The organism is Parvimonas sp. C2 (assembly GCF_035282405.1).
Lineage (GTDB): Bacteria > Bacillota > Clostridia > Tissierellales > Peptoniphilaceae > Parvimonas.
In genome coordinates, this window is the sequence record NZ_JAYKBP010000002.1 from 317,065 (window position 1) to 343,954 (window position 26,890).

General features: G+C 28.4%; 31 protein-coding genes. 2 read left to right on the top strand and 29 right to left on the bottom strand.

What is annotated here, in order from left to right; genetic code table 11:
• Position 1: 1 nt before the first annotated feature.
• The 28 genes from accB to VJI95_RS04625 all read right to left on the bottom strand — a co-directional run bounded on the left by accB (position 2) and on the right by VJI95_RS04625 (position 22,732).
• Positions 2 to 439: an acetyl-CoA carboxylase biotin carboxyl carrier protein gene (gene accB / locus VJI95_RS04490; RefSeq protein WP_324010403.1), complete on the bottom strand. Its 438-nt coding sequence runs from the start codon at positions 437 to 439 to the stop codon at positions 2 to 4.
• A 42-nt stretch (positions 440 to 481) separates the two neighbouring features.
• Entirely contained in the window at positions 482 to 709 is a 228-nt protein-coding gene (gene acpP / locus VJI95_RS04495; protein WP_004832775.1) for an acyl carrier protein, read from the bottom strand.
• A gap of 199 nt (positions 710 to 908) precedes the next feature.
• A complete protein-coding gene (locus tag VJI95_RS04500) occupies positions 909 to 1,427 on the bottom strand; it encodes a biotin transporter BioY (protein ID WP_323999172.1) in 519 nt (172 codons plus the stop codon).
• Between the two features lie 181 nt (positions 1,428 to 1,608).
• Positions 1,609 to 2,208, bottom strand: coding sequence for a hypothetical protein (locus VJI95_RS04505; protein WP_324010404.1), 600 nt, complete (start codon positions 2,206 to 2,208; stop codon positions 1,609 to 1,611).
• Between the two features lie 72 nt (positions 2,209 to 2,280).
• Positions 2,281 to 2,727 (bottom strand): hypothetical protein, encoded by a 447-nt coding sequence (locus VJI95_RS04510; protein ID WP_324010405.1) that lies wholly within the window; start codon positions 2,725 to 2,727, stop codon positions 2,281 to 2,283.
• An 18-nt stretch (positions 2,728 to 2,745) separates the two neighbouring features.
• Positions 2,746 to 3,330, bottom strand: a complete 585-nt coding sequence (locus tag VJI95_RS04515) for a DUF3841 domain-containing protein (protein WP_324010406.1) — start codon at positions 3,328 to 3,330, stop codon at positions 2,746 to 2,748.
• A gap of 217 nt (positions 3,331 to 3,547) precedes the next feature.
• Positions 3,548 to 4,042, bottom strand: coding sequence for a D-glycero-alpha-D-manno-heptose-1,7-bisphosphate 7-phosphatase (locus tag VJI95_RS04520; protein WP_324010407.1), 495 nt, complete (start codon positions 4,040 to 4,042; stop codon positions 3,548 to 3,550).
• A gap of 57 nt (positions 4,043 to 4,099) precedes the next feature.
• The gene (locus VJI95_RS04525) at positions 4,100 to 5,209 is read right to left on the bottom strand and encodes a metal ABC transporter permease (protein WP_324010408.1); all 1,110 of its coding nucleotides are present in this window, start codon (positions 5,207 to 5,209) and stop codon (positions 4,100 to 4,102) included.
• Positions 5,206 to 6,090 carry a metal ABC transporter permease gene (locus VJI95_RS04530; protein ID WP_324010409.1) on the bottom strand — a complete coding sequence of 295 codons (885 nt, stop codon included), beginning with the start codon at positions 6,088 to 6,090 and terminating at the stop codon, positions 5,206 to 5,208. Before VJI95_RS04530 ends, VJI95_RS04525 begins: the two co-directional genes overlap by 4 nt.
• Positions 6,091 to 6,093: 3 nt before the next feature.
• Positions 6,094 to 6,804 (bottom strand): metal ABC transporter ATP-binding protein, encoded by a 711-nt coding sequence (locus tag VJI95_RS04535; protein WP_323999179.1) that lies wholly within the window; start codon positions 6,802 to 6,804, stop codon positions 6,094 to 6,096.
• A 65-nt stretch (positions 6,805 to 6,869) separates the two neighbouring features.
• Positions 6,870 to 7,832, bottom strand: coding sequence for a metal ABC transporter solute-binding protein, Zn/Mn family (locus VJI95_RS04540; protein ID WP_323999180.1), 963 nt, complete (start codon positions 7,830 to 7,832; stop codon positions 6,870 to 6,872).
• A gap of 399 nt (positions 7,833 to 8,231) precedes the next feature.
• Positions 8,232 to 8,717 carry a DUF1307 domain-containing protein gene (locus tag VJI95_RS04545; RefSeq protein WP_324010410.1) on the bottom strand — a complete coding sequence of 162 codons (486 nt, stop codon included), beginning with the start codon at positions 8,715 to 8,717 and terminating at the stop codon, positions 8,232 to 8,234.
• A gap of 446 nt (positions 8,718 to 9,163) precedes the next feature.
• Complete coding sequence (locus tag VJI95_RS04550; RefSeq protein WP_324010411.1) at positions 9,164 to 9,640, bottom strand: YehR family lipoprotein; 477 nt, start codon at positions 9,638 to 9,640, stop codon at positions 9,164 to 9,166.
• 106 nt (positions 9,641 to 9,746) lie between these two features.
• The gene (locus VJI95_RS04555; RefSeq protein ID WP_324010412.1) at positions 9,747 to 10,220 is read right to left on the bottom strand and encodes a YehR family lipoprotein; all 474 of its coding nucleotides are present in this window, start codon (positions 10,218 to 10,220) and stop codon (positions 9,747 to 9,749) included.
• 106 nt (positions 10,221 to 10,326) lie between these two features.
• Positions 10,327 to 10,821 carry a YehR family lipoprotein gene (locus tag VJI95_RS04560; RefSeq protein WP_324010413.1) on the bottom strand — a complete coding sequence of 165 codons (495 nt, stop codon included), beginning with the start codon at positions 10,819 to 10,821 and terminating at the stop codon, positions 10,327 to 10,329.
• A gap of 148 nt (positions 10,822 to 10,969) precedes the next feature.
• Positions 10,970 to 11,443, bottom strand: a complete 474-nt coding sequence (locus VJI95_RS04565) for a YehR family lipoprotein (RefSeq protein ID WP_323999188.1) — start codon at positions 11,441 to 11,443, stop codon at positions 10,970 to 10,972.
• A 139-nt stretch (positions 11,444 to 11,582) separates the two neighbouring features.
• Positions 11,583 to 12,131: a LemA family protein gene (locus VJI95_RS04570; protein WP_324010414.1), complete on the bottom strand. Its 549-nt coding sequence runs from the start codon at positions 12,129 to 12,131 to the stop codon at positions 11,583 to 11,585.
• A 47-nt stretch (positions 12,132 to 12,178) separates the two neighbouring features.
• On the bottom strand, positions 12,179 to 13,894 hold the full coding sequence (locus VJI95_RS04575; RefSeq protein WP_324010415.1) for a DUF2207 family protein: 1,716 nt from the start codon (positions 13,892 to 13,894) through the stop codon (positions 12,179 to 12,181).
• A gap of 53 nt (positions 13,895 to 13,947) precedes the next feature.
• Positions 13,948 to 15,648 carry a DUF2207 domain-containing protein gene (locus tag VJI95_RS04580; RefSeq protein WP_324010416.1) on the bottom strand — a complete coding sequence of 567 codons (1,701 nt, stop codon included), beginning with the start codon at positions 15,646 to 15,648 and terminating at the stop codon, positions 13,948 to 13,950.
• A gap of 7 nt (positions 15,649 to 15,655) precedes the next feature.
• Positions 15,656 to 17,104 carry a glutamate--tRNA ligase gene (gene gltX / locus VJI95_RS04585; RefSeq protein ID WP_324010417.1) on the bottom strand — a complete coding sequence of 483 codons (1,449 nt, stop codon included), beginning with the start codon at positions 17,102 to 17,104 and terminating at the stop codon, positions 15,656 to 15,658.
• A 170-nt stretch (positions 17,105 to 17,274) separates the two neighbouring features.
• Complete coding sequence (locus VJI95_RS04590; protein ID WP_324010418.1) at positions 17,275 to 17,604, bottom strand: nuclear transport factor 2 family protein; 330 nt, start codon at positions 17,602 to 17,604, stop codon at positions 17,275 to 17,277.
• Positions 17,605 to 17,653: 49 nt separating this feature from the next.
• Entirely contained in the window at positions 17,654 to 18,568 is a 915-nt protein-coding gene (locus VJI95_RS04595) for an alpha/beta hydrolase fold domain-containing protein (protein WP_324010419.1), read from the bottom strand.
• 29 nt (positions 18,569 to 18,597) lie between these two features.
• Entirely contained in the window at positions 18,598 to 19,329 is a 732-nt protein-coding gene (locus VJI95_RS04600; protein WP_324010420.1) for a class I SAM-dependent methyltransferase, read from the bottom strand.
• A 57-nt stretch (positions 19,330 to 19,386) separates the two neighbouring features.
• Entirely contained in the window at positions 19,387 to 19,746 is a 360-nt protein-coding gene (locus VJI95_RS04605) for a DUF6176 family protein (protein ID WP_324010421.1), read from the bottom strand.
• Between the two features lie 54 nt (positions 19,747 to 19,800).
• Positions 19,801 to 20,658 (bottom strand): transglutaminase domain-containing protein, encoded by an 858-nt coding sequence (locus tag VJI95_RS04610; protein WP_324010422.1) that lies wholly within the window; start codon positions 20,656 to 20,658, stop codon positions 19,801 to 19,803.
• A 229-nt stretch (positions 20,659 to 20,887) separates the two neighbouring features.
• Positions 20,888 to 21,313 carry a hypothetical protein gene (locus VJI95_RS04615; protein ID WP_324010423.1) on the bottom strand — a complete coding sequence of 142 codons (426 nt, stop codon included), beginning with the start codon at positions 21,311 to 21,313 and terminating at the stop codon, positions 20,888 to 20,890.
• Complete coding sequence (locus tag VJI95_RS04620; RefSeq protein ID WP_324010424.1) at positions 21,303 to 21,512, bottom strand: helix-turn-helix transcriptional regulator; 210 nt, start codon at positions 21,510 to 21,512, stop codon at positions 21,303 to 21,305. The genes VJI95_RS04615 and VJI95_RS04620 overlap by 11 nt, the downstream gene beginning before the upstream one ends.
• Positions 21,513 to 21,838: 326 nt before the next feature.
• On the bottom strand, positions 21,839 to 22,732 hold the full coding sequence (locus tag VJI95_RS04625; RefSeq protein ID WP_324010425.1) for a flavodoxin domain-containing protein: 894 nt from the start codon (positions 22,730 to 22,732) through the stop codon (positions 21,839 to 21,841).
• A gap of 417 nt (positions 22,733 to 23,149) precedes the next feature.
• On the opposite strand from VJI95_RS04625, the gene VJI95_RS04630 reads away from it, so the two are divergent.
• Positions 23,150 to 24,634 carry an amino acid permease gene (locus tag VJI95_RS04630; RefSeq protein ID WP_324010426.1) on the top strand — a complete coding sequence of 495 codons (1,485 nt, stop codon included), beginning with the start codon at positions 23,150 to 23,152 and terminating at the stop codon, positions 24,632 to 24,634.
• Positions 24,635 to 24,697: 63 nt separating this feature from the next.
• Entirely contained in the window at positions 24,698 to 26,167 is a 1,470-nt protein-coding gene (locus VJI95_RS04635) for a glutamate decarboxylase (RefSeq protein ID WP_324010427.1), read from the top strand.
• A gap of 237 nt (positions 26,168 to 26,404) precedes the next feature.
• Here the strand turns inward: VJI95_RS04635 and VJI95_RS04640 are convergent, their stop codons facing one another.
• The gene (locus VJI95_RS04640) at positions 26,405 to 26,881 is read right to left on the bottom strand and encodes a GNAT family N-acetyltransferase (RefSeq protein ID WP_324010428.1); all 477 of its coding nucleotides are present in this window, start codon (positions 26,879 to 26,881) and stop codon (positions 26,405 to 26,407) included.
• Between the last annotated feature and the right edge of the window lie 9 nt (positions 26,882 to 26,890).

Here is a 26,890-nt window from a genome sequence, read left to right on the forward strand (position 1 = left end):
CTTAATCTCCTATCAAGATAAGCTCCTCATTAAATTCAACCATATTTCCATTTTGTGCTTTAATTTCAAGCACAGTTCCACTCTTATTGGATTTTATTTCGTTCATAACTTTCATAGCTTCCAAAATACAAATAATATCACCTTCTTTTATCTTTTGACCAACTTTTACATAAGGTGATTCATTAGCACTTGGTGCAGCATAAAAAGTTCCAACAAAAGGAGCTTTAATCCATTCACCGTTAATATCATCAACTTGTTTCTCTTCTTTTACAGGTTTTACAGAATTACTTTTCTCTACAACATTTACTACATCTTTAGTAACATATTCAACTTTATTATTTTTCAAATTGATCTTAAAATCTTTAAGTTCTAAAGTCATTTCATCTAAACCTGAATTTTTAAACAATTCAATAATACTATTTATCTTGTCAATATCCATAAATTTCTCCTAAAAATTTAGTAAGCTAGTTTTGATAGCTTACTACTTCGTCTTTGAGTTAATAATATCTATTACATCTTGTACAGTTTGTAATTTCATTAATTCCTCATCTTCAATTTTTATATCGAATTCTGATTCAATTTCCAATGCAAGTTCAATAGATGATAAAGAATCAATTCCTAAATCTTCATTTAATCTTGCAGTAGGAACTACCTCACTTCCTTCGATATTTAATGATTCTACTAAAATTTCTCTAACTTTTTCTAACATAATTTTATCTCCTTTTTTATTTTGATTATCAAATATTTGACAGTCAAAGTTTTGACAGTCAAATTATATATTATTTGTTTTATAATGTCAAGTATTTTTTAAAAAACTTAAATTTTTATAAAAACACAAAAAAACAACACCCCCTTAATTTGATAAAAAATCAAAAAGAGTATTGTTTCTAAAAAATTATTAAAAAATTCTATTTCTTTAATCTAAGTATCTTTCTATATCCAATGATTGCAACTACACAAGAAAGTATATCTCCAGGTAAAAAAACTAAAAATAAATTATAAAATAAATAACTTATTAAATACACTTTCCCATTAAGTACATATTGTATAAATACAAAATATATCATTCCTAGAGCATAAATAATTAACATTCCAATAGCAGTACTTATATAAATATTTTTTTCCTTAAAGCTAGCAATAAAATAAGTTGCAAATATAAATGATACCAAGTATCCAAAAGTTGGACTAAAAATATAATTTATTCCACCACCATTTGCAAATATAGGAAATCCTACAAGCCCAATCATTATATATACAATTACACTTAATACAGCTAATTTACGTTCCAACACCAATGCTGACAGAACAATAAATAGCGTTTGTAATGTAATCGGAACAAGCAAAAATGGAATCTTTATAAATGCTCCAACGGCAATTAATGCACTGAACAATGCTACAAAAGTAAGTTCTTTAGTACTTATCTTCATAATATCTCCTTTCTTTAAAATTTTTACTTAAAAATTAGAACATAAAAAAAATTTTTTGTCAATATTGTAAGTAAATTTTTCCCTAAAGTAAAAAAATCAAATTATAAAAGTTAAGGATATTTTTCACAAAAAAGCAGTGTGTAAAAACCACTCAACAGACTGCATTCAAAATTTTTTATCACTACTTTTCAATATATTTTTTTATCGCTTCTTCTCTTATTCTATCTTCATTTTCAAATTCTTCCAAATACTCATTTGCTTTTTCCATTTCTAATCGCAAATCTCCTTTTTTACCTGAAAGTGAAATTTTACCAAATTTCAATCCTGATATCATATACCATGAATCAGTTTCCGAATGTCTTAAAAACAGTAAATATTTCTCATCCTTTTCCATAAACTCATATCCTGCAATATGATAAATCTTCCCTGTTTCCTCATCTATTCCGGCACTTTCAAAAATATCTATAACATCTCCCGCTTTGAAATTACCCTTTATAACCTTTTCGATTTTAAAATTCGAGATTGTATATACACCATTAACATATCCGTTGTTTTTTTGTATTTTTGACGGATTTTGCTTTGTTTTTTTACCTACAACAATTACTTCCGTTTCCTTTTCAACATCATTCAAATTTCCATAATAATCTAGCTTAGCATCTGCAATAACGTGATTCCCAAATTTGTTTTTTTCACTGGTATTTTCTGTCTCTTTAACATTTCCTTTACTACAAGAAGTCAATAAAATGCAAAATATAACTAAAATTTTAAATTTATTTTTCATAATATCCTTACTTCTTATTTTAAAAAACAACTAATGGCAAAAACCATTAGTCGTTTAATTCATTCCACATATTTATTTAGGGTCGCCCTTTTTATATTCCGTATTCGTTTCAACATCAACAATGGTTTTTTCGTCTTTTATCCAAAACTTCTTTTCAGGGAAAAAATCAGCTGTTAAATACTTTTTTCCATCTTCTTCATAAATTTTCGGATCTAAAAAATTTCCATCATCCGTAAAATCCCCACGAAGTTTTTTAACAGATTCTTTCGAACATTTGTCAAAGTCTATAGATTTAGCCTTATAATACATACAAGGCACACCATAATATTCACCATCATCTACAACAATTTGTGAATCATAGGCATAATAATGTCCACAAATTTTTGTAACTTCTTTACTTGCCTTTCTAACTACTTGCTTTTTTGTATTCTTGTCATCAACTTTGGAACTTTTAGAACAACCGGATAAAGCAATAAAAACAGGCAAAATTAAAACCAATTTCCTAAAAAATTTTTTCATAATATCCCCCTGTTAAACTTAAGGAATAATATCTCCTTTTTTTACCATAGCAAAAATCCATTCTTTTTTTATTTTCCAAATATTTGCTTGAACTCTGTAAATATCCCATTCATCAATATCGAATATTCTAGTCCAACTATCTATAACTATTTGTCTTTCTTCGGGATAAAAATTCTTATACTTTCCTTCAAAAAATTCAAAACCATTATCTATACCTTTATCTTTTAATCTTTTTTTATACTTTTTATCATCTTCTTCATCTAATGGAATATAATGATGATTGAGTACATAATCCCATTTAACTCCGTCAAAGTAGATTACTTCTTCTTTAGGAACATCCAAAACATATAGAATTGAATTTTCAATTGGAGGCATACAATTTTTATTACTTACTCCACACCAAACCGGCATTTCAACCTCATCCGGTTTTGGAACTCTTTTACTCGCTTCTTTTACAAAATAATTATAACAATTTAAAATATAGTCGGAAATTATTCCGAAATTTTCTTTTACATAAGAAATTTTATTCGTAAAATATCCTTTTTCTTCAATTTCTTTTAAAGATCTAATATCTTGTCTAGTATATAATCTAACCGTTTCCATATATTTCACTCCCCTTCATATCTCTATAATTCATTATATTACATTAAACCGAAAAAATCAATCTGAATATAGGACACAAAAAAGCTATTGAAAAAATTCAATAGCTAAGAGTCCAGACAAAACACAATTTTTGTCTATGCTTTTTTGTTTTTTATTTAAAATTATCTCTCTTTTAATTTTTTATTAAATTTTTGAAATAATTATATTCTAAATTACTTTATTTTACAAAAATAGATATATCAGACAAGTTTTTTATTCTATTTTCTCCAAAATTAATACCATAAAATTTCAAACCTATAGTCTTCGCACATTCAAAATCACTTATGGAATCCCCACACATAATTGATTGCGATAAATCTATATTTGGATATTTTTCAATAGCTTGTAAAATCAAGCCTATTTTAGGTTTACAACATTTACAAGAGTCAGTTCTTGAATGAGGACAAATAAAACTATCTAATACAATTATATTGTTAATAGCTAATATCTCTAAAAGCTGATTATGAAAACTGTTAAATTGTTCGACTGTAATAACTCCTTCCCCTATTATATACTGATTACTTACAATAATTATTTCAAACCCTCGTTCATTAAGATATTTCATTCCTCGTATTGCTCCATCTAACAAAACAGGTCTTTGAATATATTTCCAGTCTTTATCAGGATAATCTAAATTAATAGTCCCATCTCTGTCTAAAAATGCAATTTTCATATAAACCTCGAAAAATATATTAAAGTTAAAAAAATTTTTCCCAATTTCAAATATATCTTACTTCATCCATTCATTAAATTTATCCAAAGTTTTTTCTCTACCGATATCAGTAACTTTTATAATATCATTTTCTATATATGCAAATTTTTTATTTACTATGTTCTTTAAAACTTTTTCAAATTTATTCTTTGCATAACATAAATGCTCATTTATTTTTACAACATTACACTCGATGTCAGCTCTTTCAGTATTTTCATGATTTATTATATGGAGCATCATAGTAACTTCAGCAAATTCAACTCTCTTTCTATTTTCATTTAATATTTTTTTGATTATTCCGTTTCTTGGTTCAAACACAAAAACTAATAAAAATATCAATCCATTAACTATGGCTATCGTTCCTGCAATAGAAAGGTCATAAACATGTGCTGTATAAAATCCTAAGATACTACTTAACACACCTGTAAAAACACTTATAAATATCATTTTCTTTAAATCATGGGTTAAAAGATATGCCGTTGCAGATGGAACAACCATATATGAAATTACAAGTATTGAACCTACTGCATTAAATGCTCCTACAGTTGTTATAGAAACTAAGCTCATTAGTGCATAATAAATAACAACTGGTGCAAATCCGGAAATCAGACTTAAATTTTTGTCGAATGTAGAAATTTTTAATTCTTTAAAGAAGAACCAAATAAAAATTAAATCAATTAAAAATATCACTGCCATTACAAAAATAACCTTTGACATTTCATACCCAAAAAATTCAATTCTAGGAATTATTGAAAATGCAACTTCTCCAACTAAAACGGAGTCAATACAAAGATGTACTCCTCTTAAAAATTTTGAAATCAATATTATAGCAATACTGAACAAAAACGGAAATACAAGTCCTATTGATGCATCTTCATGCAAAGTTGTCTTTTGATTTATAAGTTCTGTCAAAAATACAGTAAGTATTCCAACCAATCCGGCACCGACAATCAGCAAAGGGCTTGTTAAATCTTTTGTAATGAAAAAAGCAATTACGATTCCAAGTAAAATTGTATGAGTTATAGAGTCTATCATCATAGCCATTTTTCTAAGAATTAAAAATGGTCCCAATAGTGAACATGCAGCTGAAACTAAACTTACAGCTATTAAAATTTCTAATTGTCTCATTTAGCCCCTCCTTGCATAGTCCTCTTTTTACTAAATAAAATTCCTTTTTTAGGTGAAAATAAAATACTTAAAAATACAATCAAACTTGCAACTATAGTTATAACCGGTCCTGTTGAAAGACCTTTATAATACATACTTATAAATGAACCGGTAATTCCTGAGAAAGCTCCAAAAATTCCTGATAGAATCATCATAACATTAAATCTATCCGTCCATTGTCTTGCAGCAACAGGTGGTGCAATTAACATTGTACTCATAAGAATTACTCCAACTGATTGGATTCCCATAACTATTGAAATTACAAGTAAAACTATTAATATTCCAGTCATTAAATTTATAGAGAATCCCTTTGTTTGTGCAAATTCCGGATCAAATGAAAAAAGTTTTAATTCTTTCCAAAACAGTAAAATTACAAACAATACCAAGATAATTATTCCAATTAAAAAATATATATCTTTTTTCAAAAAGGCGGCTGCTTGTCCAAATATAAATTTATCAAGACCTGCTTGATTTGTATTTGCTTTTCTTTGGATAAGTGCAAGTAAAACGACACCAAGACCAAAAAATGTTGACAAAACTATCGCCAATGCACTATCAAATTTTACTTTTGATTTCAAATCAATTCCAAAAATAAGAAGTGCAGCTATAACTCCTGCAATAAAAGCTCCAAGAAGTAAAAATTCTAAATTTTTTATTCCAAGCACCATAAAAGCAATACAAACACCAGGAAGTGTTGAATGACTAATTGCATCACAAATAAGCCCCTCTTTTTTTACTGTAACATATACTCCCATAATTCCACTTAAAAGTCCCAAAAGTCCTGAACCTAAAGCTATCATCAAAAAAGTATAGTCAGTAAGCAAATCTAAAACTCCATTCATAATCTACACCCTATATGCCTTATTTATATTTTCTTCTGTAAAAACATCCTTAACAGAACCTGAAGCAATAACCAACTTATTTAAAAGTACAACCTCATCAAAATATTCCTCAACAGTTCTTAAATCATGATGAACAACTATAATCGTCTTTCCATTGTCTCTGAGTTCCTTTAAAATTTTCATAATTTCTTTTTCCGTTTTAGCATCAACCCCTTTAAGAGGTTCATCTAAAAAGTAAATCTCACTATCTTGAACTAATGCTCTTGCCAAAAAAACTCTTTGTTGTTGTCCACCTGAAAGATCGCTTATTTGTCTATCGACAAAATCTTCCATCCCAAGCTTTTTTAAAGATTCTAAAGACAGTTCTCTTTCCTTTTTCCCTGCTCTTTTTATCCAACCGAGCTTTCCATAAGTTCCCATCATAACAACATCTAAAACATCTGTTGGAAAATCCCAATCCACAGATTCACTTTGTGGAACATAAGAAATATCTTTTCTAAATTCTTTATAAGATTTTCCGAAAAATGAAATTTTTCCAGATGAAATGGGAATTAAATTTAGCATTGCCTTTAACAAAGTTGATTTACCAGCACCATTTGGTCCTAAAATTGCAGTAAGTTTACCCTTTTTAATATCCAAGTCCACATCCCAAACTACAGGTTTAAGATAATAAGCAATAGTTAAATCTTCAACTTTTACAGCTATTTCATCCATTTTATTCCTCCAAAACAAAAAATCTCCACAATATAAGTATATATTTAGGAGATTTTTTTCAAGTATTATTTTAAAGCATCAACAATTGTATCGACATTGTATTTATACATTGAGATAAAAGTATTTTCTTTTGTATTTTCATCTCCCAATGAATCAGAATATAATTCTCCACCTATTTTAACATTATGCCCTTTAGCTTTACAAGATTCAACTAAAGACTCAATAGTCTTCTTAGGAACTGAAGATTCAACAAAAACCGCTTTTATTTTTGTTTTAACCAAGAAATCTGAAAGTTTCTTTATATCAGCTGCACTTGCTTCTGATTCTGTACTGATTCCTTGAATAGCTTCTACCTTAAATCCAAACTCTTTTGCAAAATAATTAAAAGCATCATGTGCAGTAACTAAAATTCTTTGATCTTTTGGCAATTCTGCTACTCTTTTCTTTATATAATCAGAAAGTTCATCAAGTTCTTTTTCATATTTAGCAAGATTTTTATCTATTTCTTCAGCTTTTGAACTATCAGCTTTCTTTAGACCTTCCGCAACATTTTTTGCGGCTATCTTCCAATTTTTAATACTGAACCACATATGTGGATCATTAGGACCTGCTCCTTCTTCATCCCAAGGAAGTAAATTTTCTGATGGAATATTCTTAGATGCAGTTACAACATTTTTATTTTGCTTTTCTAGACTCTGTAAAACCTCTCCCATTTGTCCTTCCAAATGTAATCCGTTTACAACGACAACATCAGCTTTTTCAAGTTTTTCAACATCTCCTGCTGTTGGTTTATACAAATGAGGGTCAACTCCCGCTTTCATCATTCCTTCAACTTCAAAATTATCTCCACCTATTTGCTTTACCAAATCTGTAAGCATTGTACTTGTAGCGATAACTTTCTTCTTTGTAGTCTTTTGCTCAGTTTTCTTTTCCCCCTCTTTATTTTTACTATCATCTTTTTTGGTACAAGCTCCTAAAATCCCCACAGAAAGTACCAATGCAAGTAATAATATTATTTTTTTTCTCATTTTTTTCCTCCTAAAAAAATTCTATAAAGAGTTTATTTCCTCTTACCAGTATATATTACCACAATTTTTAAATAATATCAATAATTATTATTTATTTATGAGAAAAAAATTTTTAGTATTGAATCTAAACTGTCAAATGATATTTTGAATTTAATTTTTATAATAAGTACTAACAAACAATTCAAATATATTTCATCAGAATATAGATAGAGCATATGTCTATACTTTTTTTATATATTTTGTTTTAATTCAAAATTATTTGAAAATTCATGTCTATATTATAATTATTATACTACTTATTCTATCTTTTCTCCACAAAAAAGTGTCGATGATTGCTCATCGACACTTTTTTGCCAGTCTAATAGTATAAATATATTACTTTTTTGTTATACTTTCATATTATTTTTCTTTAAATCCAGCTTTCAAAAGAGTCTCTTTAAGCTCTTTAAAACTTTTTACTTTTTTTGATACTTCATCAACATTTTCTGTAATGCTTTTAGGAACTTTTTCTCCTAACAAACTTATAAACCCTTTAACTTTATTAACATCAACTTTATTAACATCAACATTAACTTTTAATTTAAAATCTTTTTCAGCATAATCAACCTCAAATTTAATTCCTTCAAGTTTTGTACTCATACTCTTTACCAAAGAAAATAAAACTTTCGCCTGTTCTTGATTTTGAACCATCAACAATCCATAAGAAAGTCTAGCCTCTATATCAATCTCATTTACATTATCATCTTTATGTTTCACCTTCACTGTAATTTCTCTTCCGTCTTTTTCAATATAATAAGTTTTACTTTTTACTCCACCACAAGCTGATAATAATAAAATTGAAAAAACTAAGATAAAACTTGTTATAATTCTTTTAATATTTTTCATATCTAACCTCCTTATTATTTAAATGGAAAAATAAGATTATTTTTCTTCTGTACATCCACATTTAATCATTTGTTTTTCAGTTTTTTTTATACTAATAGGTACTTTTGAAAGGTCTATAAATTCTTTCTAAATTAATCTCTTTGCTTTTCCTTTTTCAACGTCAAGATTAGTATAATCAATTTCTAAAATATCTATAAATTCGTCTTATTGATATTCCACTGAATGTTTTATTCCTCTAATGCCTTCAAATTTTTTCTGTATAGATTTAATAGCTTTTTTACCTTTTCTTTATTTTTCATACTATCCCATAACTTATAGTTAATTTTATCATATTAAAAACTTTTTATCAATATTTTTCAACACTATATACTCTTATTAATTACCTTAGTATTTCCAAATAAAAAAATAGTATAAAAACTATACTACCTTTTTATTCTAAAATCTTCTTATTTTTGTTCTTCAAATCCATTTTGTGTTAATAATTCTGCACTTTTTTGCATACTTACTTTAGTTTTTGTTGGATCTCCAGAAAATTTCATTCCAGGAAGACTTTTAGCTTTTTCATAGTCGAAGTCTGTATAATCAACTTCTAATGATTCAATAAACTTATCATCTTGATATTCAATAGATTCTTTTAATCCTCTAATTCCTTGGAATTTTTGAGAAATTGGATCCAAAATTTTTTGAGCATCCTCTTTTGTCTCTGCATTGGGCAACTGATTATACATAATTTCATTTGTAGTTGTTTGTTTTACAACTTTGTCCTCACTTTCAATATAAGTGTATACCATAGTAATTTTAGAACCATTTTTCTCCATTACAAAAGTTCTTGTAGCAGTAGCTTCTTTACTTGAACAAGCTGTTGACAATACCACAACTAATAGCATTGCTACTGACAATAGAATATTTCTTAGTTTTTTCATATCTTTCCTCCGTATTAAAATTCTTCGACTAATTCTACCATAAAAAAGTGCTTTTGACAACAAAAAAGCAGTACAAAATTGTACTGCTAATTGTTCTAAAATCATATTATTTTACTTCAGTATATCCCTGTCCTGACATCATTTCTTCTGTTTTCTTCATACTAATCTTAGTTTTTGCAGGATCTTGGAAATTCTTTCCTAGAACTGTTTTTGACTTTTCATAATCAAGGTTTTCATAATCAATTTCAGTTTCTTCCACGAATTTATCATCTTGATAATCAATGGAATGCTTTATTCCCTTAATTCCTTTATACTTTTCAGCAATCGGATCTAATACTTTTTGAACTGCTTCCTTTGTCTTTGTAGATGGTAATTTAGCATATTCTCCAACTAATTTAGTTGTTTGTTTTATAACTTTGTCTTCACTTTCAATATAAGTGTAAGTTACTGTTGTTTTCATACCATTTTTTTCTTTTTCAAAAGTTTTTGTAGCATTAGAACCTTTACCTGAACATGCCGTTGACAATATAACAACTAGCATCATAGCTACTGATAATAGAATATTTTTTAATTTTCTCATAATCTACCTCCATATAAAAAATTTTACAACTCATTTTACCACATAATAAAAATTTTTTCAAACACAAAGGCAGTATATATACACTGCCTTTAAATTCAAAATTCTATTATTTTTGTTCTTTGAATCCTTGATTTGTTAGCAATTCTTCAGTTTTTTTCATACTAATCTTCGTTTTTGATGGATCTGCAAAATCTTTTCCAAGTATTTCTTTTGCTTTTTCATAATCAATATTTTCATAGTCAATTTCCAAATTTTCAACAAATTTATCTTCTTGATAGTCAATAGAATGTTTTATTCCTTTGATTCCTTGATACTTTTTAGCAATAGGATCTAATACTTTTTGAACTGCTTCCTTAGTTTTTGCATTTGGTAATTCAGCATATACACCTTCATTTACAGTTGTTTGCTTTAAAACCTTATCTTCATTTTCAATATAAGTATAAGTAACAGTTGATTTCACGCTATTTTGTTTTTTTACAAAAGTTTTTGTAGCATTAGTATCTTTTTTTGTGGTAGTAGTATCTTTATTTGTACATGCTGTTGACAATATTACAACCAGTATCATAGCTACTGACAATAGAATATTTCTTAATTTTTTCATAACCCTTCTCCTTATAAATAATTTACACTTCATTTTACCATATTAAAAGAGTTTTTTCAATCTAACTGTATATCTATACTGGCTATATTACAAATAAATTTAAGCACAAAAAGACCCCAATCATACAGTCTTTAAAATCATCCAAATATTATTTTTGTTCTTCAAATCCATGTGTCATTAACATTTTTTCACTTTTTTCCATACTAACTTTAGTTTTTGTAGGATCTCCTGAGAAAATCATTCCAGGAAGATTTTTTGCCTTTTCATAATCAAGCTCTGAATAATCTACTTCCACTTCTTCAATGAATTTATCTTCTTGAATATCAACGGTTTCTTTTATCCCTTTAATTCCTTGAAATTTAGCAGAAATATCTTGTAATTGTTTTTTTACTTGCTCTATATCTCTACCTTTAAATGCAGAGAATAAAGCCTCTGTTTTACTTGTTTGTTTAACAACTTTGTCTTCACTTTCAATATAAGTATAGACAAGGGTTACCTTAACACCATTTTGTTCTTTTACAAAAGTTTTTGTAGCAGTAGCTTCTTTGCTTGAGCAAGCAGTTGACAATACCACAACAAAAATCATTGCTAAAGATAACAAAAAACTTCTTAATTTTTTCATAATTTTCCTCCGTATAAATAATGCATGAGTAATTTTATCATATAAAAACTATTTTTTCAATATTTATTGTAAATAAATTCTCTATAAAAACTCAACTAAAAAAAGTACCCTTTCGAGTACTTTTAATACTGTAATATCCTTAATCCCAGCTAGGTGGATTAGTTTTTGATTCTGTATTTTTGAAATATTCGTATTCGCTGAATCCTAACATTCTTGAAATTAATACCATTGGAAATACTAACACAACTCTATTAAATTTAGTAACCATATCATTATAAATCATTCTTGAGTTCTTTACATCCTGTTCATATTCATCGATTTTATCCATTGTATTTAGATACAAGTCATTGGCTTTTAAATCAGGATATGCTTCAACTACAACAGCAAGTCTTGATAGAGCTTGAGTAAACATATTATCATCAGCTTCAATATCTTTTACAGTACTGCTACTGTTTACACTTCCTCTTGCTTGAACAACTTTTTCCAATGTTTCAGCTTCATGTTCAGAGTATTTTTTAGTTGCATCAATTAAAGATTTTAAAGCATCCCATCTTGATTCAACATTTGCAGCTATTTGTCCCATAGCATTTTTTACCATTTCTCTTAGTCTCACTAATTTATTGTAGCTTGTCATAAGCCATAATAATAGTAAAACAACAACTCCTAAAATTACATATAATACTACCATAATTTTCTCCTTTCTATATTTATATATTTCATTGAATATATACCCAATTATCTAGTTCCGCCACCGGAACCACCACCGAAGGAGCCTCCTCCTCCGCCGATACTTGAAAAGCCTCCGCCGCCACCGGAAGAGCTTTGAACACTTTTCGTATAAGCATCTAAAAAGTTACTAGAAAATACATGAGAATAAACCATTGCAGTATGCAATGAATAAACATCTACATCGTAACTTTCCAAAAATTCTGGAGATAGTTTCTTCATTTGTTTTTCAACTTCTTCAGCCACATCATAAAGTGTCGCATAAATCAATAAATCTTTCCAAACTTTTATTTCAGAAACTTCTCTTTCACTTAATAAAGAAAAATCTTTTAAATAATTATAATACTTTACTAGATGCATTGTAAAGTCTTTCCCGTTATCGTTGTAAGTATATGTCGACTTCCCTCTACTATTCTTAACAAGAAAGTCATTATTTTGAGCATAAGTAACGGATGCTTGTTTTAAAGTCTCTTGAATTGATTTAAACGCATTTTGATTTTTTGTCTTTTTTAAGTAAGTAGAAAATTCATTTTCTTGTAAAATTTCATCATCTCTAGCAGCAGCTCTAACCATATCAAATAATTTTCTTTCTGTAGAAGTCTCAAACTCATAATTTGATTTATTATTTATTTGTAAGGATAAGACCTCTTTTTTAAAAATAAATCCCTTTTCTTCAGTCATAGGTAGCAAAAGTTTCCCTTGAATCCATTTTAGAAAATATGCTCTAATAATTGCCTCCGCTCCACTAAAACCTGCACTTTGTAAAATGAGAGATAATTTCCACCACTCTTTTTCAGGAATATCTCTATAGTATTCTCCCTTGAACTCTCCTTTTTTATGTCCACCTTTAAATTTCTTGTTTGATACAACTGCAGCAGTCGCTCCAGAAATAGCAACAACTAAAAATATTATAGCTCTAATAATTGTTCTATAAGGAACTTTTGATTTATTTTTTGTTGTATTCTTCTTATAACTCGAACCTTTAAATGCCATATCTTTATAATATGAAAAGTTTTTATTAATGGTTTCCCCAGAAGCAAAGTCTCCTTTATTTATCTGAGTTAAAATAGTTACATAATTAGACTTAGAAAGTCCTGCTAAACTAGTAAAAACTATATTTCCATTTGAAAATTCAATCTTCCCTTTATTACCAAAAGCCCAAATTTTAGCATTGGTATTGTCAAATTTCCCTCCTACTTTTGAAATGGTAATCTTTACTTCTTTTGGAGGAGCATTTAGCCTATCATTTACAAATTTCCAAAAAACCATATCAGAGTCATTCAAAAGTTTTACAAAATTTGTAACCCTATATCTTAAAACAAAAGTTTTTCTCTTATATTCTCCAAAACCAAAACAAAGTTCATAACCATTTTTAGTCTTTACAATTCCTGATTTTTTAGCTTTTTGTTCTCTAGTTTGTTTTACGTTCCAAGTTTTCAAACTCTCGTAAGGAACTTCTTTCCCGTTTTGAATTTCTGAAACTTTAAAATTTAGAATTTCACTTTTTCCTAAATTTTCTATTGGAATATAGTATTCAGTCCCATTTGTTGGTTGAAAATCCATAATACTTTCGATGTCAGCACTCCCGTCTTTATTAATTTTAACTTTAATTTCATTCTTATAGAAAGTGTCTGCGAAAGAATTATTGGAAGGTACTATAAAAAAACCTAGTAATATAAAAGAGAATATAAAAAGCCTTTTTATAACATTTCTAAAATTTTTCATAAGCCTCCTTAATAAATCTTTTTAAATTTTGTTATATAATATCTATTTCTATGTTAACGAGTTCCACCACCGTCGCCACCGCCGAAGGAGTCATCCCCTCCACCAGTGCTTGTGTATCCACCATCTCCACCAAAAAAGCTTGATACATTACTAGAATAAGCATCTACAAAATTATTAGAGAAAGTATCAGAATAAATAACTCCCGTATGGAATGAGTCTAAATCTACATTTATATTATTTAATACTTCTGGAGATAATTTTCTTAATTGTTCTTCAACAACATCTGTAACATCATAAAGTGTAGCATAAATTAGTAGTTCTTTCCAAACTTTTATCTCAGAAATTTCTCTTTCACTCAACAACGAAAAATCTTTTAAATAATTATAATATTTTATTAAATTAGCGACAAAGCCCTTACCTTTTTCATTATACTTTTTCGTCCATTCACCGTTTGTTTTTTTATCAAAAAGATTGTTTTCTCTTGCATAGTCAAGAGATAAAAACTCTAACTCTTCTGATAATTCTTGAAATCTATGTTGCTTAATTTCATCTTTTAAATATTTTGAGAATTCATCTTCTTGTAAAATTCCATCTCCCATAGATGCTTCTACAACCATAGTGTAAAATTTTTCTTCTATTTTCGTATCAAATTCTTTAGGAGCATCTTCATTTATTTTTAAAGCTAAAACATCCTTTTTAAAAACAACTCCCTTTTCTTCTGTTATAGGTATTAATAGCTTAGCTTGAATCCATTTTAGAAAATATGCTCTAAATATTGCCTCATTACCGTCAAAACCTGCATTTTTTAATATATAAGACAATTTCCACCATTCTTTTTCAGGAATATCTCTATAATATTCTCCTTTAAAATCACCCTTACTATATCCTTTCTTTTTAACTAAGAATAATACAGTAAGAAAAGAAGCGAATACAACTATCGGTGCTACAACGAAGAGCATAACATCCTTAAGTAACTTACTTTTAGAATCAGATTTTTTATAATCTGACCCCTTAAAAGCTAAATCTTGATAATATGAAAAATCTTTATTTATACTTTCCCCAGAGGTAAAGTTTCCTTTATTTATCTTTGTTAAAATAGTTACATAATTAGAACTAGAAAGCCCTGTTAAACTATTAAAAACTATATTTCCATTTGAAAACTCAATATTACCCTTGTTTCCAAAAGCCCAGATTTTAGAATTAGTATTGTCAAATTTCCCATCAGTTCTTGAAATAGTAACTTTAACCTCTTTTGGAGCTGAATTTAACCCCTTATTTACAAATTGCCAATAAATCATATCGGAATCTTTTAGAAGTTTTACAAAATTTGTAACCCTATATCTTAAAACAAAAGTTTTTCTTTGATATTCGCCAAACCCAAAACAGAGTTCATAGCCGTTTTTAGTCTTTACAACTCCAGCTTTCTTTGCTTTTTGTTCTCTCGTTTGTTTTACATTCCAAGTTTTTAAAGTTTCATAAGGAACTTCTTTCTCTTCTATGATTTCAGAAACATTATAATTTAAAATTTCACTTTTCCCTAAATTTTCTATAGGAATATAGTATTCAGTTCCTTTTGAAGGTTCAAAATCCATAATGCTTTCGATATCAGCACTTCCGTCTTTATTAATTTTAACATTTATTGTGTTTTTGTAAAAAGTATCTGCAAAAGAATTATTTGAAGGTACTATAAAAAAAACAATTAATATGAAAGAGAATATAAAAAGTCTCTTTATAATATTTTTAAAATTTTTCATAAGCCAGCTATACCAATCTTCTTAAAATTTCTTCTTTTCCTAAAATTTCTAAAATATTTGAAAGTTCAGGTCCATGAACTTGACCAGTAAGCAATGCTCTAACCGGCATATACAAGTCTTTTCCCTTAAATCCTGATGCCTTTTGAACTTTTTTCATAAAGCCCTTAGCAATCTCTTCATCAATTTCATCGATTTGAGATAATTCTTCCTCTATTTTTTCCTTTAAAATTCCTATATGTTCAACATTTCTCATTTCCAAAGCATCAGACTCAACTTCAACTTCTTCAAATAAGAATCTTGATTGATCAACAATTTCAGGAAGTCTTGAAATAGATTCTTGGAAAGTCTTTGTGATAAGCTCAAGTCTTTTTTCACAAACATCTTCTTCTACAAAACCTGCTTCAACTAAATAAGGTTTAACAAGTTTTGCAAGTTCTGAAACTTCCATCTTTCTTATATATTGAGCATTAACCCAATCTAATTTATCTACATCAAAAACTCCACCGGATTTTGAAACTCTATCAAAAGAGAATTGTTTAACCATTTCATCTAAAGATAAAATTTCTTCATTGCTTTCAGGGCTCCAACCTACAAGAGCAAGATAATTTATAAGTGCTTCTGGTAAATATCCTTTTAATCTAAAATCTTCAACAGACGCATCATCATTTCTCTTAGATAATTTCTTTCCACTCTTATTCAAAACTGTTGGTAAATGAACAAAAGTAGGCTTTTCAAAGCCAAGAGCTTCATAAAGATAAATATGTTTAGGAGTTGATGAAATCCATTCATCTCCCCTTACAATATGAGTAATTCCCATTAAATGGTCATCAACAACTACTGCAAAATGATAAGTTGGAAAACCATCAGCCTTAATTAAAACTTGGTCATCCATATCATTTGTATTTATTGTAATTTTACCTTTGATAACATCTTCAAAAACAATATCTCTATTTTCCGGTAACTTTAATCTAATTACATAACTTTCGCCATTCGCAATTCTCTTCTTAGCATCTTCAATGCTAACTCCTCTACAAAGTCCATCATATCTTGGAATTTTTCCATCAGCTTTTTGTTGATTTTTTATATCATCAAGTCTTTCCTTGCTACAAAAACAATAATAAGCATAACCCTTTTCAATAAGTTCCTCTGCATATTTATTGTAAATCCCTTTTTCAACTCTTTCAGATTGAATATATGGACCACATTCACCAACTTCTGTAATCTTATCATTTTCATCAAGACAAACACCTTCATCTGCCTCAACTCCTGCCCATTTAAGTTCGTGAATCAAATTTTCAATAGCTCCTTCAACATATCTTGTTCTATCAGTATCTTCAATTCTAAGCAAAAACTTTCCTCCATTTTGCTTAGCATATAAATAATTATATAAAGCAGTCCTAAGTCCTCCTATATGTAAATATCCTGTTGGACTTGGTGCAAAACGCAATCTAACCATTCCTTTTTCCCTCCTAAAGAATAAACATAAACTTACAATAATTATATATCAATTGCATTATTTTGTAAAGAATTAGTACAAAAAACATAATTAATTTCATACACAAAAAAAGACGTTATCTCTACCGTCAAAAATTCTATAAATTTTTTATATTTAACAATTTTAATTTATCAATCTAAAATAAACTCATATTCTCTATATATTTTTCCATCTTTAAAATCAAAAATATCCAAAGAACGAACACCAAAATTATTTACTAAATAAGTGATTATTCTATTTCCGCTTTTAGAAATCTGCATATCTATACACGAAAATTTAGAATCCGTATTTAGATATGCATTTTTTATAGTTTTTATATAATTTTCTATTCCAACAATTTTTTTCTTTTCTTTGCTGAACAATTCCCAACATACTTCTGGATGTAAAAACTGTTTGTACAATTCCCAATTACGCTCATTTTCAGTTTTAAAAAAAGTATATAAAATATCTCTATTATCCATAATTTCTCTGCTTTCATTAAATTCTAAATTATCTAAATACCAAATATACTTATTCATTAATTTTGTGATATTGCAACATATTTTTCCACCCAGACTTAGTTTCCTTCACAATAGGAAAGAATGGATAACAGTGAAACAAATTTTCTCCTATTTCTGAAATCACCTTAACTCCATCATTCTCAAGTTTATCTTTTATCGTATCATATGCAGCATAAAGCACTTCATCACTTCCATAAGAAAGATAGACTTCCTCTACTCCGTGATAATCGCCCTTTTCAAGATTTAGCATATACTCTGGCACATCTTTTCCATGAGCCATAATTTTACCAAAAATTTTAACAAATGATAAAGTCAATAAAATATCTTTTTTATCAAGCATTTCTCCCTTTTTTATCAAATCTTCATCTTTAAAACATTCTCCTGGAGATGATGCATATATTCTCTTTGGAACTTCAACATCTTTCTTTGAAATATTTATATATGATACAAGTCCTAATGCAAGAGTTGCACCGGAAGAACTTCCTGTAACGAGAATATCTGAAACATTATATTCATTAAGCATTGACTTATATAAACTATACATCCATTCATATACTTCGTCGATTGTATGATTTATGCACAGCGGATAATATGGAATAACCATATTGCGACCACTTTCAAGAGCCACTCTTAAAGCTGTTTTAATAGAATTCTTACTTGGATGCATAATCATCCCTCCTCCTATTATAAATAGACAGGCTTTTTTTGTTGGCTTTTTATGTGTTATATACACAACCTTTGCTCCATTAAACTCTTTGATTTCATAGTTGATTTCATTATGAGAAAGAACTGGAATTTTTGTCTTTTTCATTCTCTTTCTAGCGTTTGAAATAATTTCTGATTCACTTTTATTAAAATACCTTTTAACCCCAATAAGCTTAATAATTAATTTAAAAAAACGATATTTAAAAGATAACTTAGACATTTTTCATTCCTCCTAAAAATGTAATTTCTTTATTTCTTTCTTGCAACAAAATAATATCTGTGAATTCTCCCTTTAATTACTCCTTCTTTTTCAAGAATTTCCTGTGCTTTAAAAAGATTTTCTTTATACTTTTCAACTTCAAAATAAGGAAATTCCCAATCTATAATCCTTGCAAACCAAACTAGAGCCCCAACATCATAAAACTCTATCGGTCTATAAGCTTCTACTTCTTCAATAATCTCAAAACCATTTTCTATAAATTCTTCTTTTGAAATATTCAGATAAGCTTTAGGAAATGGAATATCAACATCTCCTATTAAAAGTTCCACTAATTCTCTGTCATTTTCTGCACCAACCTGTTGTGTAAGGAATAATCCTCCGCTTTTAAGAACTCTTTTAAGTTCATTAATATTATATTCACCATGTCTATTTGTAATAATATCAAAATAATTATCCTTAAAAGGAAGTTCATCACCACCATCGGCTGGTTTAAAATCTATTCCTAAAGGAATAAGTCTCTCCTCACATATCTTAATATTTGGCCCATAACCTTCAATTGCTGAAGTATATTTAGGATTTAATAGAAAAGATAAAAGAAATTCTCCACCACCAGTTTCCATATCCAACAAATAATCACTTTCTCTTAAATAAGATTTTATAATACTCTCAAAATCCCATGGAAGATCATCTTCTTCTCTATATCTTCCTCTAATATGAGAAAAATCCCAACCCTTAATATGAGCAATTTTCTGCTCATGCAACCATTACTTTAAAAGTGTCTTTTTATCCATATTTTTCTCCTTAAATATCTATTTTATTTATCTAACAATTGAATTATCCGTCATCAAATTAGCTATATGATGAGGAATCATAGAAACTTGCATTGACATTTCAACATGATAATTTTTATCTATACATTCATCCCAATACTCAAGATGCTTTTTATCTATCCACGAATCAGACTCTTCCACTCTTATTCCGTTTTCTCCTTGAATTGAATACCAATAAAGATACTCTTCATCATCACATTTTTCTCTAAAAATAGTTTCGACATACATTCTCTCTCCGTCCAAAGTAAGTAATACTTCCTCTATATTTTCATTTAAAAAATTCATCCACTTATCTACTACTTCCGACTTCCCCTTTCTGACACGAAATCGTGATAATTCTATATTCATACTTTCCCTCCAAAAATATTATATTTAATTAAACAAATAAGCATTTGTTAAACTCTATAAATTAAACAAAACTTTGTCAATATCTAATAAGACCTTTGATATACAATTTTTTAATTCATATAATGTATCTGTGTTAAATTTGCTTGGAATATCTGATTCGAGATATTCTTCACTCCATTGCTCATTATCCCATATATTAGTAGAAGTTTTACAAGAAAAACGGTATTTTTGTGTGCCATTAGATATAATACACATTACAGGAATTGTTCCAGATTCCTTTGTATATTTTTTATAGTATGCATATATCGTTTTATTTTTTTGCTCATCTAATATAAGTAGAAAAAATACACTTTCTAATATGCTATCTGATTGCTTGATAATTTCTTCGTGAATCCACGGAGCATATAACAAACCAGCAAGCAACTCATTACCATATTTGTTTGCTACACTCATCCAGTAGACCTCTTCTTTTTTCATCTTATCTTCAAAATCATCTGGTGATAACAATTCATATTCTTGATGTTGACACTTAAAACCATGCCATTTTCTATATGGTAATGTTGCTTCTATTAGAATCCATTCATTATTATCTCGAATAGCAACGCATATATGGTCTTGTTCATCTCCATAACAATCTTTATGTATATATGCATATTTTGCTTCATATCCTAATTTTTGAAATACTGAAACCAATAAATTTGAATAATCACCGCAAGTTCCAGCCTGCATTGAAATAACATCTAAATCACTTCTTTGCAGAGGAAAAAAAGGAGCGTTTAATCTACTGTATTTTACATTTTTATCAAACCAAATAAATAATTCATCACATACAGTTTTAATACTACTTCTATCCTTAATATTTTTTTGTATAAACTCATCTATCACTTTATCATCAAAATGAATATATGTCATTTTACCTCTCCAACACAAATCCTTAATTATAATTTTACAATGCCAATATTTTATATATTACTTACATTCTTACAAATTTAATTATATTATACCACTTGTTACAATTCTAATCTATATAAATTTAAAAGAGAGCGACTTCTCACTCTCTCAAATAGTTTTTTACTTACAAATTAGAAAAATTTATACAAAAAAGAACCTTAATCTTATATATTATCTTTCAACCACTCTTCTACATTTTCTTTCTTAAATTATTTGCAACAATCACAGCATAAATATTTACAATTCCATATAAACTTATCATTACCAAAAGATACTTAAGCTCAACTTTCATTAATATAAAAGTTAAAAATACCCCTCCATACAAAAAATTCATCAAAGTAAAAGCTCGTGATTTTGCCTCTTGAGCTATAGCTATATTTCTCTCATCATTTTCTTCTATCCTAATACTTTTCGCTACTTCTGGATTTTTTAAAGTTGAAAACTCCTTAATAAGACTTCCTACACCACTTCCGAATAGCCCAGAGCCTAGTCCAATAGCTAAATAAGAAATTATCTCTAAAGTCTCTGTGAGTTCAAAGTGCTTAACAGAATATCCTCCAAAAATTATAAGCAATACTCCAAGAACAGTGATAAATATATATTTTTTATTTTTCATATTCTGCCTCCTCATAAATGAAAATATCTTCAATCTGTAATTCAAAAAATTTTGCAATCTTAAATGCCAATATAATTGATGGATTATATCTTCCATTTTCTAATGACCCAACTGTCTGCCTTGACACTTCTAGTACACTAGCTAACTCTTCCTGCGTTATTCCTTTTTCTTTTCTTATTTGCTCTAGATTGTTTCTCACATAATATCCCCTCTTTTACGGAAAGTTTACTTTACATTATTATATTATCAAAATTCTTATATAATGTCAAGTTAACTTTACATTTTAATAAAAAAGACGATATCTTCATCGTCTCAGACTGATGACAAAAGTGTCAATGAGCAATTGTTGACACTTTTTTAACGGATAAAAAGAGAATAAGTAGTATAATAATTAGACTATAGTCAAATAATTTAATAAAAATAAAAATGTACAAAAAAAGCACAGACAAAAATTATACTTTGTCTGTGCTCTGAGACGATATCTTCATCGTCTTTCTTATAATTGAAACACAAAATTTACTAATTTTAAAAAACAATAAATTTTGATTCGTTTTTATTTCTATTAATTTTTTTCAATCCTATTTTTATCAATGGATTTTTTGCTTTGCTTATTCGAGCATTATTATGACAAGCCTTTACACAAGCCATGCATACAATACAAGCATTCTTGTCAGTTACAATGTTATTATCAATACAAGCTTTAGGACATTTTTTTATACAAACCCCACAATTATCACAAAGCTCGTAATCAGTTTTGGGAATAGTAAATATTCTTCTTCCGGTATGTACAGGTTTTATATCAGCAACTTTGCCGATAAATCTATCAAATAAGCTTAAGCTTTTATTCTTTTCTATATTATTTTTTAATTCCTCTCTTATAGCCTTTCCAAATGAAATTGCCATATTAATATCTTCTTCATTCGGTCTATTTATAGCAACAGGTAGTTCTTTTGTTGAATAAGAATGTTCTCCTATAAACTCTCCATATCCCACAACATTGCCATTATTCTTTTTAACAATAGAAATAATCTCTCTTTTTGAAAACATAATAGTAGCATTTCCATATAGTAAAACTATAGCGACAGCTTTATTATTAAAATAAATATTCTTAATATAATTTCTAAAATCTTTATACAAAAATCCACCATAAACCGGGGCCCCTAAAATAATTAGATCAGCTTTGCTCGTATCGATGTTTTCTGTTTTAGAAATTCTATTTTCCTCTGTTAAATCAACATAATATACTTCCTTTGACTCAATTCCTTTAATTACATTTTTAATTGTTTTTTTAGTAGTTCCCGTAGGTGAAAAATAAATTACCTTAACTTTTGGAGAAAAAGATTCTTTATCGTACAAAATATTATCATCTAAAGAAAGCTCTAAATTTTTATTACTCTTATATTCCATAGTACTACTCATATCTGTTCGCCTCTGATAAATATTTTTAAATAATTTATAACCCAAATTATAACTTCCAAAAAATTATTATTCTACTATTTCAAATATACCCTTTGCCTAATTTAGCTAACAAAAATGAAATCATTGATAATAACTTATTTTAATAAATATAGTCAATTATAATTTACATTATTTTACCAATCAAACTAAATATAAATTTTAAAATTATCGATATAATAATCTGCATAGGGGTATCACTATAATGTAAGTAGTTTTTTTGAATAATATATTACATATATATAATTTACATAAAAGTATTATAAATTTACTTCGATTTTTTGAATTAAATTTTGATACTTTTAATATTTTAAAAAATAGGAATGGTATAAATTAGCACCAAAAGATATTTTGATTATGATGAATGAAAGGAGGAATTTTATGACTAATAATAAGACAACATCATCAGTAAAATCAAATAACAAATCAGCACATAAGCTAGGATTTTTTGGTTTTTTTGCTATTACAGCATCTATGGTAATGACGGTATATGAATATCCGTCTTTTGCTAGTTCTGGATTTCAACTTGTATTCTTTCTAATTGTAGGTGGAATTTTTTGGTTCTTGCCTGTTGCATTATGCTCTGCAGAAATGGCAACAGTAGAAGGATGGGAATCTGGAGGTATTTACTCATGGGTTGGAAATACTCTAGGTAAACGATGGGGATTTTCAGCTCTATTCTTTCAATGGTTTCAAATAACAGTAGGATTTGTTACTATGTCATTTTTTATACTTGCAGCATTGGCATACGTATTTAAATTTGATGCACTTTACAATAATCCCATAGTTATGTTTTTTGGAGTTGCAATCATTGTGTGGGTCCTAACATTTGCACAATTAGGTGGAACAAAATATACAGAAAGAATTTCTAAGATTGGTTTTCTTGGAGGAATAGTTCTTCCTGTTATTATACTTTTCATAGGATTAATTGCATACTTTAGTACTGGTGGTGTTTCTCAAATTAAGATGACAACAGAAACACTAATTCCTAATTTCAAAGAAACAGGTACTTTAGTAATTTTTGCTTCTTTCATTCTTGGTTACATGGGTGTAGAAGCATCAGCATCTCACGTTAATGAGCTTAAGAATCCGACAAGAACATATCCTTTAGTTATGATTGTATTAACTATACTTACAATTTTACTTGATGCTCTTGGCGGACTTGCCATAGCAACAACACTTCCTGACAAAATATTAAATGGTAATCTATCTTATGGAGTAATTGAAGCCTTTGAAACAATCTTTATAGAACATTTTGGTTCACAATATAATTGGCTTGTTTTAATTGTTGCTATTCTATTAGCTCTTGGTGTATTAGCAGAAATATCTTCTTGGATCGTTGGCCCATCCAGAGCGCTTTTAGAAGCTGCAAATGATAAGATTCTCCCTCCATCTTTTGCAAAAACTAATAAAAATGGAGTGTCAGTAAAAACAGTTATACTTCAAGCAATTATAGTAACAATTTGGGATGCAGTTCTATGTGGTTCTATAGCATTGGCAGGAGGTTCTGATTCATCAGTTGGTTATTTAACAGCAATAGGACTTACAGTTGTAATCTATTTGGTTGGATATATATTATTCTTCTTAGGATATTTCGTTTTAATATTCAAAAAATCTAATTTAAAACGTACATTCCAAGTTCCTGGTGGAAAAGTATTTAAAATAATTGTTGCTACAGTAGGATTGCTTATTACAATAGCAACTTTAATTATTTCATTTTTCCCATCATCAAAACTAACAGCTGCTGACAATCAAGTATATCAAATTGTGCTAATTATATGCTTTATTATCTCTTTAATAGTTCCTATAATTATTTATTCAAATAAACATAGATGGGCAACAAAATATGATGATAAAAGTAAGTAGTTATTATAAATTATTAAATACATTGATATAGTTCAAATTTTATTTAAAGAAAGGAAAATTAATATGAGTAAAAAAATATCAAAATCAAGTAGAAAAAGTACTAATCATATCAGTGATATTCTTGAATCAATGAATCAAGAAACTAGATATCTTACACCAATTTTCGGTACAGAAGCTAGCGATATTGAAATGCCAAACAAAAAAATAAATGAAAATCCTGTATCACCTCAAGTCGCAGCAGAAATTATTAGAGAATATTTAAAAACAGAAGGAAATGCAACACAAAACCTTGCAACTTTCTGTCAAACTTATATGGAACCGACTGCAACAGCATTAATGGCAGAGAATTTTGAAAAAAATGCAATTGATAAAGATGAATATCCAATGACTGCAGACCTTGAAAACAGATGTGTTGATATTATTGGAAACCTATGGAATATGAATCCAAAAGAAGAACCTATAGGAACATCTACAGTTGGTTCATCAGAAGCTTGTATGCTAGGTGGACTTGCTATGCTTTTCAGATGGAAACATCTTGCAGATAAAGCAGGAGTTGATAGATTCACAAAAAAAAGACCTAATCTTGTAATTTCTTCAGGATATCAAGTATGTTGGGAAAAATTCTGTCGCTACTGGGATATTGAAATGAGAACTGTACCACTAGATATGGAACATTTATCCCTTAATATGGATACAGTAATGGATTATGTTGATGATTACACAATAGGTATAGTTGCTGTTTTAGGTATTACTTATACAGGAAAATATGATGATGTAAAAACTCTTGACAAACTAGTTGAACAATATAATAAAAAGAAACCTGATTTACCTATTAGAATACATGTTGATGGTGCTTCTGGAGGTATGGTTGCTCCTTTTATAGAACCTGAATTAAAATGGGACTTCAGATTAAAAAATGTATGGTCAATTAGTACTTCAGGTCATAAATATGGTCTTGTATATCCGGGAGTAGGCTGGGTAATTTGGCGTAGCAAAAAAGCTCTTCCAGAAGAATTAATTTTCTGGGTTAGTTACTTAGGAGGAGAAGAAGCTACTATGGCAATCAACTTCTCACGTAGTGCATCTCAAATTGTCGGTCAATACTATATGCTTATGAGAAACGGGTTTAAAGGCTATAAAGAAATTCATCAAAGAACAATAGATGTAGCAAGATACATGGCAGATGAAATCAAAAAAATGGGAATATTTGAACTGCTTGAAGAAGCAAATCAAATCCCAATCGTATGCTGGAGACTAAAAGAAAATGCAAATGTACAATGGACATTATATGACCTTGAAGATAGACTACGTATGCATGGTTGGATGATTCCTGCATATCCTATGCCTGAAAATATTAAAGATGTAGATGTACAAAGACTTGTTCTTCGTCAAGACTTCGGTATGCCTTTAGCAATTCTTTGTATAAACGAAATGAAAAAACAAATTGAAATATTAAACAGTTCAAGAGTTGTTCTTCATGACAATGAAAAGAATGCAAAACCTGATAAGGGATTTGACCATAGTGGTAGATAATTAAATTAAAACACTAAAAGGGGGCTGGTAACAGTCCCTATTTTAATGTATATTTAATAATAAAAATCTCATCTAAAAAATATTTTTAAGTTTTTTACTCTTAACGTCTTGTTCTTAATCGGAGTATCTTCCCTAACATGTCATTTCGACTGGAGCGTTAGCAAAACTAATCTAGTCCTAACTTTGCTTGTTTACAAGCAAAAGTAAATGTATCGTAGATACATAACCCACACATATTTACTCTAAAACCAATTCATAAACAAGCAAATTCTCGCTACTTATTAGCTTAAAATTGTTATTTGTTGCGATTTTTTGTGTTGCTAATTGTTTTTTATCGCATTCGATAATGAGTGAATGGATATTTTTAGTTTTTGCATAGTCAATTAGTGATTTTGTTATTTCGTCTGCTATGCCCTGTCCCCAATAGTATGAATTTAAGATAAAGCCAATTTCGTAGCTTTCTTTATCGTATTCGTGAAAAATAATATGTCCAATTAGTTTTTTGTTTTGTTTATATTCCAAAGCAAATACTCGGGGAGGATAAGACAGTGCATTTTTGTTTAAAAAGTCTTTTGTGTCTTCCAAAGTGAAAGGTTCTTCAATGTATTCCATCACTTTAGGATTACTTAATATCAGATATAGGTCATCTACATCTGATTGTTTAAATTGTCTTATCCTACCCCTTTTTGTATCTATATTCATAATATCTTCCAAGATTATCAC

What these genes read in the sequence shown, in the direction of transcription:
- accB (WP_324010403.1), bottom strand. Translation starts at nt 439, where the DNA reads ATGGATATTGACAAGATAAATAGTATTATTGAATTGTTTAAAAATTCA.
- acpP (WP_004832775.1), bottom strand. Translation starts at nt 709, where the DNA reads ATGTTAGAAAAAGTTAGAGAAATTTTAGTAGAATCATTAAATATCGAA.
- VJI95_RS04500 (WP_323999172.1), bottom strand. Translation starts at nt 1,427, where the DNA reads ATGAAGATAAGTACTAAAGAACTTACTTTTGTAGCATTGTTCAGTGCA.
- VJI95_RS04505 (WP_324010404.1), bottom strand. Translation starts at nt 2,208, where the DNA reads ATGAAAAATAAATTTAAAATTTTAGTTATATTTTGCATTTTATTGACT.
- VJI95_RS04510 (WP_324010405.1), bottom strand. Translation starts at nt 2,727, where the DNA reads ATGAAAAAATTTTTTAGGAAATTGGTTTTAATTTTGCCTGTTTTTATT.
- VJI95_RS04515 (WP_324010406.1), bottom strand. Translation starts at nt 3,330, where the DNA reads ATGGAAACGGTTAGATTATATACTAGACAAGATATTAGATCTTTAAAA.
- VJI95_RS04520 (WP_324010407.1), bottom strand. Translation starts at nt 4,042, where the DNA reads ATGAAAATTGCATTTTTAGACAGAGATGGGACTATTAATTTAGATTAT.
- VJI95_RS04525 (WP_324010408.1), bottom strand. Translation starts at nt 5,209, where the DNA reads ATGAGACAATTAGAAATTTTAATAGCTGTAAGTTTAGTTTCAGCTGCA.
- VJI95_RS04530 (WP_324010409.1), bottom strand. Translation starts at nt 6,090, where the DNA reads ATGAATGGAGTTTTAGATTTGCTTACTGACTATACTTTTTTGATGATA.
- VJI95_RS04535 (WP_323999179.1), bottom strand. Translation starts at nt 6,804, where the DNA reads ATGGATGAAATAGCTGTAAAAGTTGAAGATTTAACTATTGCTTATTAT.
- VJI95_RS04540 (WP_323999180.1), bottom strand. Translation starts at nt 7,832, where the DNA reads ATGAGAAAAAAAATAATATTATTACTTGCATTGGTACTTTCTGTGGGG.
- VJI95_RS04545 (WP_324010410.1), bottom strand. Translation starts at nt 8,717, where the DNA reads ATGAAAAATATTAAAAGAATTATAACAAGTTTTATCTTAGTTTTTTCA.
- VJI95_RS04550 (WP_324010411.1), bottom strand. Translation starts at nt 9,640, where the DNA reads ATGAAAAAACTAAGAAATATTCTATTGTCAGTAGCAATGCTATTAGTT.
- VJI95_RS04555 (WP_324010412.1), bottom strand. Translation starts at nt 10,220, where the DNA reads ATGAGAAAATTAAAAAATATTCTATTATCAGTAGCTATGATGCTAGTT.
- VJI95_RS04560 (WP_324010413.1), bottom strand. Translation starts at nt 10,821, where the DNA reads ATGAAAAAATTAAGAAATATTCTATTGTCAGTAGCTATGATACTGGTT.
- VJI95_RS04565 (WP_323999188.1), bottom strand. Translation starts at nt 11,443, where the DNA reads ATGAAAAAATTAAGAAGTTTTTTGTTATCTTTAGCAATGATTTTTGTT.
- VJI95_RS04570 (WP_324010414.1), bottom strand. Translation starts at nt 12,131, where the DNA reads ATGGTAGTATTATATGTAATTTTAGGAGTTGTTGTTTTACTATTATTA.
- VJI95_RS04575 (WP_324010415.1), bottom strand. Translation starts at nt 13,894, where the DNA reads ATGAAAAATTTTAGAAATGTTATAAAAAGGCTTTTTATATTCTCTTTT.
- VJI95_RS04580 (WP_324010416.1), bottom strand. Translation starts at nt 15,648, where the DNA reads ATGAAAAATTTTAAAAATATTATAAAGAGACTTTTTATATTCTCTTTC.
- gltX (WP_324010417.1), bottom strand. Translation starts at nt 17,104, where the DNA reads ATGGTTAGATTGCGTTTTGCACCAAGTCCAACAGGATATTTACATATA.
- VJI95_RS04590 (WP_324010418.1), bottom strand. Translation starts at nt 17,604, where the DNA reads ATGGATAATAGAGATATTTTATATACTTTTTTTAAAACTGAAAATGAG.
- VJI95_RS04595 (WP_324010419.1), bottom strand. Translation starts at nt 18,568, where the DNA reads ATGTCTAAGTTATCTTTTAAATATCGTTTTTTTAAATTAATTATTAAG.
- VJI95_RS04605 (WP_324010421.1), bottom strand. Translation starts at nt 19,746, where the DNA reads ATGAATATAGAATTATCACGATTTCGTGTCAGAAAGGGGAAGTCGGAA.
- VJI95_RS04610 (WP_324010422.1), bottom strand. Translation starts at nt 20,658, where the DNA reads ATGACATATATTCATTTTGATGATAAAGTGATAGATGAGTTTATACAA.
- VJI95_RS04615 (WP_324010423.1), bottom strand. Translation starts at nt 21,313, where the DNA reads ATGAAAAATAAAAAATATATATTTATCACTGTTCTTGGAGTATTGCTT.
- VJI95_RS04625 (WP_324010425.1), bottom strand. Translation starts at nt 22,732, where the DNA reads ATGAGTAGTACTATGGAATATAAGAGTAATAAAAATTTAGAGCTTTCT.
- VJI95_RS04630 (WP_324010426.1), top strand. Translation starts at nt 23,150, where the DNA reads ATGACTAATAATAAGACAACATCATCAGTAAAATCAAATAACAAATCA.
- VJI95_RS04635 (WP_324010427.1), top strand. Translation starts at nt 24,698, where the DNA reads ATGAGTAAAAAAATATCAAAATCAAGTAGAAAAAGTACTAATCATATC.